10 protein-coding genes are annotated in these 13,433 nt (G+C 61.0%); 1 reads left to right on the forward strand and 9 read right to left on the reverse strand.

Translation table 11 applies throughout. The annotated features are described in order from the left end of the window. Window positions 1–3 precede the first annotated feature (3 nt). Window positions 4–1,095, forward strand: a complete 1,092-nt coding sequence (locus LAB08_RS12815) for a PilT/PilU family type 4a pilus ATPase (RefSeq protein ID WP_096511855.1) — start codon at window positions 4–6, stop codon at window positions 1,093–1,095. A 114-nt stretch (window positions 1,096–1,209) separates the two neighbouring features. On the opposite strand, the gene LAB08_RS12820 is transcribed toward LAB08_RS12815, so the two are convergent. The 9 genes from LAB08_RS12820 to LAB08_RS12860 all read right to left on the reverse strand — a co-directional run bounded on the left by LAB08_RS12820 (window position 1,210) and on the right by LAB08_RS12860 (window position 13,410). Next, window positions 1,210–3,165 (reverse strand): acetoacetate--CoA ligase, encoded by a 1,956-nt coding sequence (locus LAB08_RS12820; protein WP_096511854.1) that lies wholly within the window; start codon window positions 3,163–3,165, stop codon window positions 1,210–1,212. Window positions 3,166–3,283: 118 nt separating this feature from the next. Beyond that, on the reverse strand, window positions 3,284–4,057 hold the full coding sequence (hbdH, locus tag LAB08_RS12825) for a 3-hydroxybutyrate dehydrogenase (RefSeq protein ID WP_096511853.1): 774 nt from the start codon (window positions 4,055–4,057) through the stop codon (window positions 3,284–3,286). A 7-nt stretch (window positions 4,058–4,064) separates the two neighbouring features. Further along, window positions 4,065–5,456: a GntP family permease gene (locus LAB08_RS12830; RefSeq protein ID WP_096511852.1), complete on the reverse strand. Its 1,392-nt coding sequence runs from the start codon at window positions 5,454–5,456 to the stop codon at window positions 4,065–4,067. Window positions 5,457–5,747: 291 nt separating this feature from the next. Beyond that, window positions 5,748–7,163, reverse strand: coding sequence for a sigma-54 interaction domain-containing protein (locus LAB08_RS12835; protein WP_096511851.1), 1,416 nt, complete (start codon window positions 7,161–7,163; stop codon window positions 5,748–5,750). A gap of 160 nt (window positions 7,164–7,323) precedes the next feature. Continuing rightward, window positions 7,324–8,901, reverse strand: a complete 1,578-nt coding sequence (locus LAB08_RS12840) for an ABC transporter ATP-binding protein (protein WP_096511850.1) — start codon at window positions 8,899–8,901, stop codon at window positions 7,324–7,326. Between the two features lie 29 nt (window positions 8,902–8,930). Then, window positions 8,931–9,953 (reverse strand): ABC transporter permease, encoded by a 1,023-nt coding sequence (locus LAB08_RS12845; RefSeq protein ID WP_096511849.1) that lies wholly within the window; start codon window positions 9,951–9,953, stop codon window positions 8,931–8,933. Next, window positions 9,953–11,014, reverse strand: coding sequence for a microcin C ABC transporter permease YejB (locus tag LAB08_RS12850; RefSeq protein ID WP_096511848.1), 1,062 nt, complete (start codon window positions 11,012–11,014; stop codon window positions 9,953–9,955). The genes LAB08_RS12845 and LAB08_RS12850 overlap by 1 nt, the downstream gene beginning before the upstream one ends. Then, window positions 11,014–12,882 carry an extracellular solute-binding protein gene (locus tag LAB08_RS12855; RefSeq protein WP_096511847.1) on the reverse strand — a complete coding sequence of 623 codons (1,869 nt, stop codon included), beginning with the start codon at window positions 12,880–12,882 and terminating at the stop codon, window positions 11,014–11,016. The genes LAB08_RS12850 and LAB08_RS12855 overlap by 1 nt, the downstream gene beginning before the upstream one ends. Before the next feature lie 135 nt (window positions 12,883–13,017). Continuing rightward, the gene (locus LAB08_RS12860; RefSeq protein WP_256658576.1) at window positions 13,018–13,410 is read right to left on the reverse strand and encodes a peptidylprolyl isomerase; all 393 of its coding nucleotides are present in this window, start codon (window positions 13,408–13,410) and stop codon (window positions 13,018–13,020) included. Window positions 13,411–13,433: the final 23 nt, after the last annotated feature.

The following is a 13,433-nucleotide window of genomic DNA, read 5'->3' on the forward strand; positions in this document are numbered from 1 at the left end:
GCCATGGAAATCGATGCGTTGTTAAAACGCCTGGCCAGCCAGGATGGCTCCGACCTTTATCTGTCCACCGGTGCGCCACCCAGTGCGCGGTTCGACGGTGTTCTCACGCCCCTGGCGGACCAATCGTTCAAGCCGGGGGAGATTGCGGCGATTGCCGCGTCCATCATGGACGCCGAACAGCGCCGGGAGTTCGACCGGGAGCTGGAAATGAACCTGGCGATCTCCCGGGCGGGGGTTGGACGCTTTCGGGTCAATATCTTCAAGCAGCGCAACGATGTGTCCATGGTGGTGCGCAACGTCAAGCTCGACATACCGCGTTTCGAAGACCTGATGTTGCCGTCGGTATTGCTTGAAACGGTGATGCTCAAGCAAGGCCTGATGCTCTTCGTCGGCGCCACCGACTCGGGCAAGTCCACGTCGCTGGCGGCCCTGATCGATTATCGCAATCGTCACAGCCGTGGTCATATCGTCACCATCGAGGACCCGATCGAATACATCCACCGGCACAAACAATCGATCATCAATCAGCGTGAGGTCGGCGTCGACACCCGCAGCTTCCATAGTGCGTTGAAAAACACCCTGCGTCAGGCGCCGGATGTGGTGCTGATCGGTGAAATCCGCGACCGCGAGACCATGGAACATGCCCTGGCCTTCGCCGACACCGGACATCTGGTGATCTCCACGCTGCACGCCCATAACGCCAACCAGGCGCTTGACCGCATCATCAACTTCTTCCCCGAAGAGCGCCGCCGGCAATTGCTCCATGACCTGGGCAATAACCTCAAGGCCTGCGTGTCTCAACGCCTGGTACGCAGCCGGGATGGGCAACGACGGGTGGCGGTGGAGGTGATGCTCGGGACACCGACCGTTGGCGACCTGATCCGGCTTAACCAGTTTTCCGAACTCAAGGGTGTGATGGAAAAATCAGCGGCGTTGGGGATGCAGACGTTTGACGGAGCGTTGTTCGAGTTGGTAGCAGAAGGCGTGGTTGAAGAGGACGAAGCGTTGAAGCATGCGGATTCGCTGAATAATTTGCGCTTGCGGTTGAAACTGCACGCTGAAGTATCACCGGGCGACTGGGGCCTCATGGACTGACACATCACCCCTGTAGGAGCGAGCCTGCTCGCGAAGGCGTCGTGTCAGTCACATTGATTTCGACTGGCACACCGCTTTCGCGAGCAGGCTCGCTCCCACAGGGGGACTGCGAACTCAATTCTGGAGTTCGGGGCGGTCCCGAAATTGCTCCAGTGCCTCGGGGTTGGCCAGTGCATCGGTGTTTTTCACCTTTTGCCCGTGCACCACATTGCGCACCGCCAATTCGACGATTTTGCCGCTGATGGTCCGGGGGATATCCGTGACCACAACGATCTTCGCCGGCACATGGCGCGGTGTGGTGTTGGCACGAATGACCTGGCGGATCTGCTGTTGCAGCGCTTCATCCAGTGCCACGCCGTCACGCAAGCGAACGAACAGCACCACCCGCACGTCGTCCTGCCATTGCTGACCGATGGCCACGCTGTCGAGCACCTGCGGGACTTTTTCCACCTGGCGATAGATTTCCGCCGTGCCGATGCGCACGCCACCGGGATTGAGCACTGCGTCGGAGCGCCCATGGATCATCATGGCGCCATGGGGCAGTTGTTCGGCGTAATCGCCCTGGGCCCAGACGCCGGGAAACTGGCTGAAATACGAGGCCCGCAGCTTTTCCCCGTCAGGATCGTGCCAAAGGCCGATAGGCATCGCCGGGAAATGCCGGGTGCACACCAGTTCACCTTTTTCGCCTATCACCGGCTGACCCTCGTCATTCCACACCTCCACGGCCATGCCCAGGCTCTTGCCTTGTATTTCACCACGACGGACCGGCTGCCACGGGTTGCCATTGACGAAGCACGAGACGATATCCGTGCCGCCCGACATCGACGCCAGGCACACATCAGCCTTGAAGTCGCGATAGACGTAGTCGTAGCTTTGCGGCGACAGCGCGGAACCGGTGCAAAGCAGGGTTTTCAGGCTGCCCAGGTCATGGCTTTGCCTTGGCTTCACGCCGCTGCTTTCCAGAGTCGCCAGGTACTTGGGGCTGGTGCCGAAGACGCTGATGCGTTCGTCGTCGATCAGGTCGATCAAGCGTTCGGGATCGGGGTGAAACGGCGAGCCGTCGTACAGCACCACGGAACTGCCCACCGCCAGGGCCGAGACCAGCCAGTTCCACATCATCCAGCCGCAGGTGGTGTAGTAGAACAAACGTTCGCCGGGACCCAGATCGCAATGCAGGCCGTGTTCCTTGACGTGTTGCAACAGCACGCCGCCGGTGCTGTGGATGATGCATTTGGGTACGCCCGTGGTGCCGCTGGAATAGAGGACATACAGGGGATGGGCGAAGGGGACGGCGACGAAATCCGGATCGCCACCGGGGAAGTAGAAATCGTCCCATAGCGTGACATTGGCTTGGGTGCGGAAGTCCTCGATGCGCGCTTCAGGGCGTGCGTAAGGCACGACGACCAACTGGCGCAACGACGGCAGACGTTCGAGGATTTCGTTGACCTTGACGGTCTGGTCGATCGCCTTGCCGGCGTAGCGGTAGCCGGCGCAGGTGACCAGCACTTTCGGCTCGATCTGGCCGAAACGGTCGATCACCCCCTGGGTGCCGAAGTCCGGCGATGAGCAAGACCATATTGCCCCGAGGCTGGTGGTGGCGAGCATGGCCACCAGGGTTTGCCAGGTGTTGGGCATGCACGCGGCGACCCGGTCGCCCAGGCCCACCCCCGACGCAATCAAACCGTTTTGGAAACCGGCGACATGCTCGGCCAGTTCGGCCCAGGTCAAGTGTTCGCGCTGACCGTTTTCCGCCACGGCGACCACTGCCACGGCATCGTCGCGGCGCTGCAACAAGTGCTCGGCAAAGTTCAGGGTTGCGCCGGGGAACCATTCGGCGCTGGGCATTTGCCGGCCTTCCACCAGTACAGCATCGGGTTGTTGGTGAAAACGGATATCGAAGAAGTCGACGATCGCTTGCCAGAACTCCTGGCGGTGGTCGATGGACCATTGGTGCAGGGCGGGGTAGTCGTCGAGGTGCAGGTGATGTCGCGCAATGATGAAGCGCCGAAAGGCTTCCATGCGGGTCTTGGCGATGCGTTCGGTGGTGGGTTGCCACAGTATTTCGGACATGATTTGCCTCTTCTTATCTTCAGATCCATTCGCGAGCAGGCTCGCTCCCACATTGAAATGCGATCCCCTGTGGGAGCGAGCCTGCTCGCGAAGAACGATAACGCGGTCTAGCGGTTGATCACTGCGCCAACCACCCGCCATCCACATTCCACGCCGCGCCCCGCACCTGGCTGCCGGCTTCGCTGCACAAAAACAGCACCAGCTCGCCCAGCTGCGGCGGGGTCACGAATTCCAGCGACGGCTGTTTCTCCGCCAGCAAGTCATGCTGTGCCTGCTGCGGATCAATGCCGGTCGCGGCGCGATCATCGATCTGTTTCTGCACCAGCGGCGTCAGCACCCAGCCCGGGCAGATCGCATTGCAGGTGACGTTGCTGGTGGCGGTTTCCAGGGCGACCACTTTGGTCAGCCCGATCACGCCATGCTTGGCCGCGACATAAGCGGCCTTGCCTGTCGAACCGACCAGGCCATGCACCGAGGCGATGTTGATCACCCGGCCCCATCTCTTGGCGCGCATGCCCGGCAGGCTCAGGCGGGTGCTGTGAAACACCGACGACAGGTTGATGGCAATGATCGAATCCCAGCGTTCCACCGGGAACTCATCTACCGGCGCCACGTGCTGGATGCCCGCGTTGTTGACCAGAATGTCGACGCCGCCGAATTCACGCTCGGCGTAGGCAATCATGTCGGCGATCTGCGCCGGGTCGCTGACGTCGGCGGGGTGGTGGCCGACCTTGCCACCAAACTGTTCAACCTGCGCGATCACCTTTGAGGCATCGCCGAAACCATTGAGGATCAGGTTGGCACCGGCCTTGGCCAGGCTGAGCGCGATGCCCAGGCCGATGCCACTGGTGGAACCGGTGACCAGTGCGGTCTTGCCCGTAAGAGTCGTCATGAATACCTCACACAATGCCAGTGGCGTAGAAAGTGCCGATTACCACGAAAACCGCCAGGGTCTTGATCAGCGTAATACAAAAAATGTCTTTGTAAGCCTCGCGATGGGTCAGCCCGGTGACCGCCAGCAACGTAATCACCGCGCCGTTGTGCGGCAGGGTGTCCATGCCGCCACTGGCCATCGCCGCCACCCGGTGCAGCACTTCCAGTGGAATATTGGCGGCGTGGGCGGCGCTGATGAACTGCTCGGACATCGCCGCCAGGGCGATGCTCATGCCGCCCGAAGCAGAGCCGGTGATACCGGCCAGCAAGGTCACGGTAATCGCTTCATTGACCAGCGGATTGGGGATGCTCTTGAGCCAGTCGGCCAGCACCAGGAAGCCTGGCAGGGACGCGATCACCGCGCCGAAACCGTATTCCGAGGCGGTGTTCATCGCCGCCAGCAACGCACCGCTGACCGCACTTTTGCTGCCTTCGGCCAGTTTGCGGCTGATCGCCTTGTAGCCGAACGCCAGCACCATGAGGATGCCCACCAGCAGTGCGGCCTGAACCGCCCAGATCGCCGTGAGTTTGGCGATGTCGGTGGTAACTGGTGCGGCCATGCCCGGCAGCGCCAGGCTATGGGTCTTGCCGTACCACTGCGGAATCCACTGGGTAAACAGCAGGTTCATGAGGCCCACGGCCAACAGCGGGGACAGGGCGATCCATGGGTTGGGCAACTTGATGTCGGCGGCGGTTTCCGGCTCATTGCGCAGGTCAGTGCCATAGCCTTCACCGGCGCGCTGGGCCTTGTTGCGCTGACGCTGCAAGAACAGCATGCCGGCGCAGAATACGAAGATCGTGCCGATCACACCCAGCCAGGGCGCCGCCCAGGCGGTGGTGTTGAAGAAGGTACTGGGGATGATGTTCTGGATCTGCGGGGTGCCGGGCAGGGCGTCCATGGTGAACGAGAAAGCGCCGAGGGCGATGGTCGCCGGAATCAGGCGCTTGGGAATGTTGCTCTGGCGGAACATTTCAGCGGCAAACGGATAGACCGCGAACACCACCACAAACAGTGACACGCCTCCGTAGGTGAGCAAGGCGCAGACCAGCACAATCACCAGCATCGCCTGCCGGGTGCCCAGCAAGCGAATCGCCGCGGCAACGATGGAGCGCGAGAAGCCTGACAACTCGATCAGCTTGCCGAACACTGCACCGAGCAGGAACACCGGGAAATACAGTTTGATGAAGCCGACCATTTTCTCCATGAACACGCCGGTGAAGGCGGGCGCGACGGCGGATGGGTCGGTTAACAGGACAGCGCCAAGGGCGGCAATCGGGGCAAAAAGGATAACGCTGTAGCCACGGTAAGCAGCCAGCATCAACAGCGCGAGGGCTGCCAAGGCAATGATCACACTCATGGTGTGTCTCCTGGGATTGTTATTTTTGTAAGGGGTGAAACGGTGTAGGAGTGGGCCGAAGCGAGTTTCGTGCCAGGTGGTTAAGTGTTTGAAATATAAGGATATATTGAGTGGCTCTGAGCCGAACTTAACGGTTTTGTCTCTGTTTGGAGACTTTTGTTGTCAGGACTGGCCCTTTCGCGGGCAGGCCCGCTCCCACAGGTTCTTCGGCGCGTTCAGAATAATGCGGTCTCTGTGGGAGCGGGCTTGCCCGCGAAAAGGCCCGATCTACCAATAGAGATCTATGTCTCTTTATTGAGACTCAGCAATCCCCAACGCCACCATCTTCTTGTACAACGTCGACCGCCCAAGTCCCAATCGTGCCGCCGCCTCGATCACCTTGCCCCCGCATTGCGCCAAGGCGTTTTCGATCAATTGCCGGTCAAAGCGCTCCCGCGCCGCACTGAACGTCTCCTGCTCCAAAGGTTCGACGGTCAACGGCGCCACGCGTTTAACCGGAGTAAACGTCCCGATGGCCGCGCGGATATCCGCTGCCGAAAGCCGCAGGTCGTCACCGAGCAGCGCCGCCCGTTCCAGGACGTTGCGCAGTTCGCGAATGTTTCCCGGCCAGGCGTGCTGGCCCAACAGCGCCAGGGCTTCGCTATTGAGTTCGTGCTGGCTGCGCAACTCTTCAAGGATCGCTTCGCTGAGGGCGGGCAGGTCGTCGAGTCGGTCGCGCAGCGGTGGGACCTGGATTGGCAGGACGTTGAGGCGGTAATACAGATCGGCGCGAAATTCGCCGCGTTTGATCGCCGCTTCCAGATCGGTAGAGGTCGCGGCGATCACGCGTACGTCGCTCTGGATCACGTCGTTGGAGCCGACCGGTTCGAATTCCTTTTCCTGTAGCACCCGTAGCAACTTGCTTTGCAGCGGCAACGGCATGTCGCCGATTTCATCGAGGAACAATGTACCGCCCTGGGCGATTTGCAACTTGCCGGCACGGCCCTTGCGGTCAGCCCCCGTAAAGGCGCCGGGGGCGGTGCCGAAGAATTCGGCTTCCAATAGCGATTCGGGGATCGCCGCACTGTTGATGCTGACAAAGGCCTTGTGCGCACGCGGCGAGGCATTGTGGATCGCCTGCGCCAGCAATTCCTTGCCGGTGCCGGTTTCGCCGAGCAGCAGCACCGGTGATTCGGTGCTGGCGCTGCGCCGGGCGCGACGTTTGACTTCCAGGCTGGCGGCGCTGGTGCCGATGAAGTGGGCAAAGTTGTATTTGGTCTGCCGTGCCCGCAACAGCGAGCGTGTGGAAGCGAGCTCTTCCTGCATGCTCATGTAGCGCTTGAGCATCGGCGACAGACTGCGCAATTCGTCGAACAGGGCAAAGCCGATGGCACCGATCACTTCGCCTGCGTCGTCGTGAATCGGCAGGCGCATGACCACCAGCGGCTCCTTGGGGGTGTCCTGCATGTCGAGCAGAATCGGCCGGCCGCTGCGCACCACCTCGCGCAACAGGCTCCCGGGGATCACGCTTTCGCAAGCCTTGCCGATGGCGCCCTCGGCCGATGACAAGCCAAAGCGCCGGGCATAGCGCTCGTTCATCCAGACGATGTTGGCATCGCGGTCGACGATCACCGTGCCTTCACTCGACTGCTCGATGATCTCGAACAGCGAACGGATCGCCAGCAGGCGTACGCGCTGGTAGTCCTTGAGGCTTTCGGTGGTGTTCATGGGGGCTGATCCTGATTAGATGTTGACTGTGCTGGCCCCATCGCGGGCAAGCCCGCTCCCACAGGATATGGATTTGCCGCCAAATGTAGGCTAGACACAAAACCTGTGGGAGCGGGCTTGCCCGCGATGGCGGCGACGCGGTTCAACGGCATGCGCCAAATTATGCCTGCCCCGCATGCGCCGCCGCCAACAGCTCCTTGGTATACGGATGCTGCGGGGAATCGAACACATCGTGGCTGGCGCCGCTTTCCACCACCTTGCCGTCCTTGACCACGATCATGTCATGGGCGAGTGCGCGCACCACTGACAGGTCATGGCTGATGAACAGATAGGTCAGGCCATGTTTTTCCTGAAGCTGGCGGAGCAGGGCGACCACTTGCTTTTGCACGGTGCGGTCCAGTGCCGAGGTCGGCTCGTCCAGCAGGATCAGCGCCGGTTTCAATACCAGCGCCCGGGCGATGGCGATGCGTTGGCGCTGGCCGCCGGAGAATTCGTGTGGGTAGCGATGGCGGCTTTGCGGGTCGAGGCCGACTTCCTGCAATGCCCGAATGACCTCGGCGTTGCATTGCTCGATGCTCATTTGGCTATGCACCTCCAGGCCTTCGCTGATGATTTGTGCCACGGACATCCGTGGGCTCAGGCTGCCAAACGGGTCCTGGAACACCACCTGCATTTTCTTGCGCCACGGCCGCAACTGCTTCTGCGTCAGGCTGTTCAGCGCTTCGCCCTGGAAGCGAATGCCGCCTTCGGAGTCGAGCAGGCGCAGGATCGCCTGGCCCAGCGTGGACTTGCCCGAACCGGATTCGCCGACAATGCCCAGGGTCTTGCCGCGCTGGACATTCAGGCTGATGCCGTCCACGGCGTTGAGGTAAGTCTTGCGCTGGAACAACCCGCCACTGACGGGAAACTGCACCCGCAGGTTCTCCACTTCGAGTACGTTTTCGCGCTCGTCACGAGGCAACGCTTCGCCTTCCGGCTCGGCGTTGAGCAGGATGCAGCTGTACGGGTGTTTCGGTTCGGTAAAAATGGTTTCGCAGGAAGCCTGCTCGACGATTTCGCCGGCCTTCATTACGCAGACGCGCTGGGCGATGCTGCGCACCAGGTTGAGGTCGTGGCTGATCAGCAGCAGCGACATGCCGAGCCGTCGTTGCAATGATTTGAGCAGCAGCAGAATCTTGCGCTGCACGGTGACGTCCAGGGCGGTGGTGGGTTCGTCGGCGATCAATAGCTCCGGTTCGCAGGCCAGGGCCATGGCAATCATTACCCGTTGGCGCTGGCCGCCGGACAATTGATGGGGATACGCCTTGAGCCGCTCCTGGGGTTTCTGGATACCCACCAGATGCAGCAACTCCAGGATCCGCGCCTGCGCCGCCTTGCCCGCCATGCCCTTGTGCACCAGCAAGGTTTCGCCAATCTGCTTTTCGATGCTGTGCAGCGGATTGAGGGAGGTCATCGGCTCCTGAAAGATCATCGCGATACGATTACCGCGCAACTGGCGCAATCTTTTGGTGTCGGCGCCGACGAGCTCCAGGCCGCGATAACGGATGCTGCCGGTGGTTTCGGTCCCGCCTTCAGGCAACAGTTGCAGGATCGAGTGGGCGGTCACCGACTTGCCCGAGCCCGATTCGCCCACCAAGGCCAGGCATTCGCCGGGGCGGATGTCCAGGCACAGATTGCGCACCACGGTCTGGCCGCTGAAGGCCACGCTGAGGTCACGGATTTCGATCAGGTTACTCATGTCAGCAGTCCGGCTCTCAAAATCGGGAATCAAGATCGCGGGTCAAACGCGTCGCGCAAGGCTTCGCCGATGAACACCAACAGGGAAAGAATCAACGCCAGCGTGAAAAACGCCGTCAGCCCCAGCCACGGCGCTTGCAGGTTCTGCTTGCCCTGGCCGATCAGTTCGCCCAGGGACGCGCTGCCGGCCGGCATGCCGAAACCGAGGAAGTCCAGCGCCGTGAGGGTCGAGATAGCCCCGGTCAGAATGAACGGCAGATAACTCAAGGTCGCGTTCATGGCGTTGGGCAGGATATGCCGAACGATGACCTTGCGATCGCTCAGGCCCAATGCCCTGGCCGCCTTGACGTATTCCAGATTGCGCCCGCGCAGGAACTCGGCGCGCACCACGTCCACCAGTGCCAGCCAGGAAAACAGCGCCATGATCCCCAGCAACCACCAGAAATTCGGCTCGACGAAACCCGACAGAATGATCAGCAGATAGAGCACTGGCAGCCCCGACCAGACCTCCATCAGCCGCTGGCCGAACAAGTCGACCCAGCCACCGTAATAGCCTTGCAGGGCGCCGGCGGCAATGCCGATCAGCGCGCTGACGAAGGTCAGCATCAAGGCAAACAGAATCGACACCCGCGCACCGAAGATCACCCGGGCCAGCACATCCCGCGCCTGGTCGTCGGTGCCCAGCCAGTTCACGTTCGAGGGCGGGCTTGGGGCCGGTTTGTTCAGGTCGTAGTTGGGCGTGTCGTCGCTGAAGGGAATCGGCGGGAACAGTAGCCAGCCGCCGTCTTTCTTGATCAGTTGCTGCACATAATCGCTGCGGTAATCGGCCTGGAACGGCAGTTGCCCGCCGAACTCCAGTTCGGTGTGGCGCTTGAGGGCAGGGAAGTACCACTGGCCCTGATAGCTGACGATCAGCGGCTTGTCGTTGGCGATCAGCTCGCCCCCCAGGGTCAGCATGAACAGGCCGACAAACAACCACAGCGACCACCAGCCCCGGCGGTTTTTCTTGAAGCGTTCAAAGCGACGACGACCCAGCGGCGAAAGCTTGAGCATCAGGCATTCCTCGCGGCGAAGTCGATGCGCGGGTCGACCAGCACATAGCACAGGTCGCCCACCAGTTTTATCAGGAGGCCGAACAGGGTGAAGATGAACAACGAGCCGAACACCACCGGATAGTCCCGTGAAACCGCCGCCTCGTAGCTCATGCGGCCCAGGCCATCGAGGGAAAAGATCACTTCGATCAGCAGGGAACCTGCAAAAAACACACTGATAAAGGCCTGGGGTATTCCCGATACCACCAGCAACATGGCATTGCGAAACACGTGGCCATACAGTACCCGACGCTCACTCAGGCCCTTGGCGCGGGCGGTGACCACGTACTGCCGGGTGATTTCATTGAGGAACGAGTTCTTGGTCAGGATGGTCAGGGTGGCGAAACCACCGATCACCAGCGCCGTCACCGGCAGCACCAGGTGCCAGAAGTAATCGACCACTTTGCCCAGGGTCGACAGCGACTCGAAATTGTCCGAAACCAGCCCGCGTACGGGGAACCAGTTCAGCGAAGTGCCGCCAGCGAACACCACGATCAGGAACATCGCGAAAAGAAACGCCGGCATCGCGTAGCCAATGATGATCGCGGTGCTGCTCCAGATATCGAAATGACTGCCATGATGCACCGCCTTGCGGATGCCCAGCGGGATCGACACCAGGTAGGTAATCAGCGTCGCCCAGAGCCCGAGGGAAATGGTCACCGGCATTTTCTGCAGGATCAGGTCGGTGACAGTGGCGCCCCGGAAGAAGCTCTTGCCGAAGTCCAGGCGCGCATAACTGGTGAGCATCAACCAGAGCCGCTCGTGGGCCGGCTTGTCGAAGCCGTACTGTTTTTCGATGTCCTTGATCAGCTGCGGATCGAGGCCGCGACTGGCCCGGGAGGTGGTACCCATGGACTCGCCGGAGCTACCGCCGACCGTGGCGCCACCAATGCCCTGCAGATGGGCGATGGCCTGTTCCACCGGGCCGCCCGGTGCGGCCTGGACGATGACGAAGTTGACCAGGAGAATAATCACCAGCGTCGGAATGATCAGCAGCAGGCGCCGCAGTATGTAAGCCCACATCAATGCGGCCCTCCGGGTCTGCCACGGCGAATGCGCTCGGCAGTCATTTCCTGGTTGGTGAGGGGCGTTGTGCTCACCTCCCACCAGCTCTCGATGGCTTCGTCATTGCTGGCCTGCACGTTCGGGATGCCGAAGCGATTCCACCACACAGTGGACGTTCCCGGCGGGTAATAGTTGGGAATCCAGTAATAGTTCCATTGCAGCACCCGGTCCAGCGCATGGGCGTAGCGAAGCATGTCGGCCTTGTTGTTGGCGCGCACCAGCCCGTTGATCAGGGTATCGACCGCCGGGTTCTTCAAGACCATGTAGTTGTTGGCACCGGGGTCGGTGGCCGCGGCCGAGCCGAAATAGTTGAGCAGTTCGCCCCCCGGCGAGGTGGTGACCGGGTAGCCGGTGACGATCATGTCGTAGTCGCGGCTCATCAGGCGGTTGACATACTGGGAGGCATCGATGCGACGGATGTTGAGGTCGATGCCAATCTGTTTCAGGGTGCGTTTGTACGGCAGCAGCAAGCGGTCCATGCCGTTCTGGCTGACCAGGAAGGTGAAGCTCAGCGGTTCACCGTCGGCGTTGACCAGTTGATCGCCATCGGGTTTCCAGCCGGCCTGTTCGAGCAGGTCCAGGGCCTGCAATTGCTTGTCGCGAATCAGGCCACTGCCATCGGTTTTCGGTGCCTCGAACACTTGGGTGAAGACTTCATCGGGGATCTGCCCGCGCAAGGGTTCGAGAATCGCCAGTTCGCCGGCATCCGGCAATTGCCGGGCAGCGAGTTCGGTATTGGAAAAAAAGCTCTGCTGGCGGATGTACAGGTTGCGCATCATCTGCCGGTTGCTCCATTCGAAATCCCAGAGCATGACCAGCGCCTGACGCACCCGCCGATCCTGGAACATCGGATTTTGCAGGTTGAACACAAAACCCTGGCTCGGTTGCGGGGCTTGTGTCGCCAGGTGGGCCTTTTGCAGGCGACCGTCGCTCAGGGCCGGGCTTTCGTAGCCGATGGAGTAGCCGGTGGCGGAAAACTCACGGTTGTAGTCGTAGGCGCCACCGCGCAGTACCTGGCGGGCAACGTCGGTATCGCCGAAGTACTCGATACTGAAATGATCGAAATTGTAGAGCCCGCGACTGACCGGCAAATCCTTGCCCCACCAGTCGGGGTTACGTTCGAAGGTGATGCTGCGCCCGGAATCGACCTTGCCCACCTTGTACGGGCCGCTGCCGAGCGGCGGTTCGTAACCGCCGCCGCCAGCGAAATCGCGGGTCTTCCACCAGTGCTCGGGAAATACCGGCAGGGTGGCGATGTCCAGGGGCAGGGTGCGGTTTTCGTTGTTCTTGAAGTCGAAGCGCACGGTCAGTGGCGACTCCACTTCGACGCCTTTGACGTCGGCGAACTGCGTGCGATAACGCAGGCTGCCCTGGGTCATCAACAGGTCGAAGGTGTAGCGCACGTCTTCGGCAGTGATGGGTTTGCCATCGGCAAAGCGTGCCTTGGGGTTGAGGTAGAAACGCAGGGACAGCCCGTCATCGGAGCGTTCCATCTGCTGTGCCACCAGGCCATACACGGTGTAAGGTTCGTCCATCGAGCGCTGGGCCAGGGGTGAATAGAGCAAGCCGTCGATCTGCGTGACGCCAATGCCTTTGTCGATGTACGGCAACACATGGTCGAAATGCCCGATTTCGATTGCCGAGCGACGCATCGTGCCACCCTTGGGAGCCTGCGGATTGGTGTAGGCGAAGTGACTGAAGCCCGCCGGGTATTTGGCCGGTTCGCCGTACACGGTCAGCGCATGTTGCGGTGCAGCGTTCACACCAGCGGCGCCCAATAACAGGGCCACGACAGTGAATAACACAATAGGGAAAGCCGGTCGCATTGTCAGCCTTAGAGCCGGGTGGTCGTTAACGACAATTTGTACGCTAGCGGCGCGTCCCTCGCCAGCCGAATTACGTATTGGAAACACAACGGCCCACCGATAGGCGGGCCGTTGTGGAGCAAAGCCAGGCGTCGATCAGTCCTGACGGCTGGTCACTTCCAGCAGGTGGTAGCCGAACTGGGTTTTCACCGGGCCTTGCACGACGTTGATCGGTGCGCTGAAAACCACGGTGTCGAATTCCTTGACCATCTGGCCCGGACCGAACGAACCTAGGTCACCGCCCTGGCGGCTGGAAGGGCAAGTGGAGTTGGCTTTGGCGACTTCGGCGAAGTCTGCCCCAGCTTCGATTTGAGCCTTGAGCTCGTTGCATTTGGCTTCGCTGGCAACGAGGATGTGGCGGGCAGTGGCTTTAGCCATGGGAAAATACTCCTTCAATGTTCGGTAAAGTGCTGAGCCTACCGGATTCAGCGAGCTATTTCTCCTGTAGGAGCGAGCTTGCTCGCGAAAAATGCTTGGGCACGCGGGCATTCAGACAGGCAGCGGTATCAACG

Origin of the sequence: Pseudomonas izuensis, assembly GCF_002356535.2 — a bacterium.
GTDB lineage: Bacteria > Pseudomonadota > Gammaproteobacteria > Pseudomonadales > Pseudomonadaceae > Aquipseudomonas > Aquipseudomonas izuensis.

Excerpts from the sequence above, each read along its gene's own strand:
- LAB08_RS12845 (WP_096511849.1), bottom strand. The coding sequence starts at position 9,953 with ATGCTCAAGCTTTCGCCGCTGGGTCGTCGTCGCTTTGAACGCTTCAAG.
- LAB08_RS12860 (WP_256658576.1), bottom strand. The coding sequence starts at position 13,410 with ATGCCCGCGTGCCCAAGCATTTTTCGCGAGCAAGCTCGCTCCTACAGG.
- LAB08_RS12855 (WP_096511847.1), bottom strand. The coding sequence starts at position 12,882 with ATGCGACCGGCTTTCCCTATTGTGTTATTCACTGTCGTGGCCCTGTTA.
- hbdH (WP_096511853.1), bottom strand. The coding sequence starts at position 4,057 with ATGACGACTCTTACGGGCAAGACCGCACTGGTCACCGGTTCCACCAGT.
- LAB08_RS12850 (WP_096511848.1), bottom strand. The coding sequence starts at position 11,014 with ATGTGGGCTTACATACTGCGGCGCCTGCTGCTGATCATTCCGACGCTG.
- LAB08_RS12830 (WP_096511852.1), bottom strand. The coding sequence starts at position 5,456 with ATGAGTGTGATCATTGCCTTGGCAGCCCTCGCGCTGTTGATGCTGGCT.
- LAB08_RS12815 (WP_096511855.1), top strand. The coding sequence starts at position 4 with ATGGAAATCGATGCGTTGTTAAAACGCCTGGCCAGCCAGGATGGCTCC.
- LAB08_RS12835 (WP_096511851.1), bottom strand. The coding sequence starts at position 7,163 with ATGAACACCACCGAAAGCCTCAAGGACTACCAGCGCGTACGCCTGCTG.
- LAB08_RS12820 (WP_096511854.1), bottom strand. The coding sequence starts at position 3,165 with ATGTCCGAAATACTGTGGCAACCCACCACCGAACGCATCGCCAAGACC.
- LAB08_RS12840 (WP_096511850.1), bottom strand. The coding sequence starts at position 8,901 with ATGAGTAACCTGATCGAAATCCGTGACCTCAGCGTGGCCTTCAGCGGC.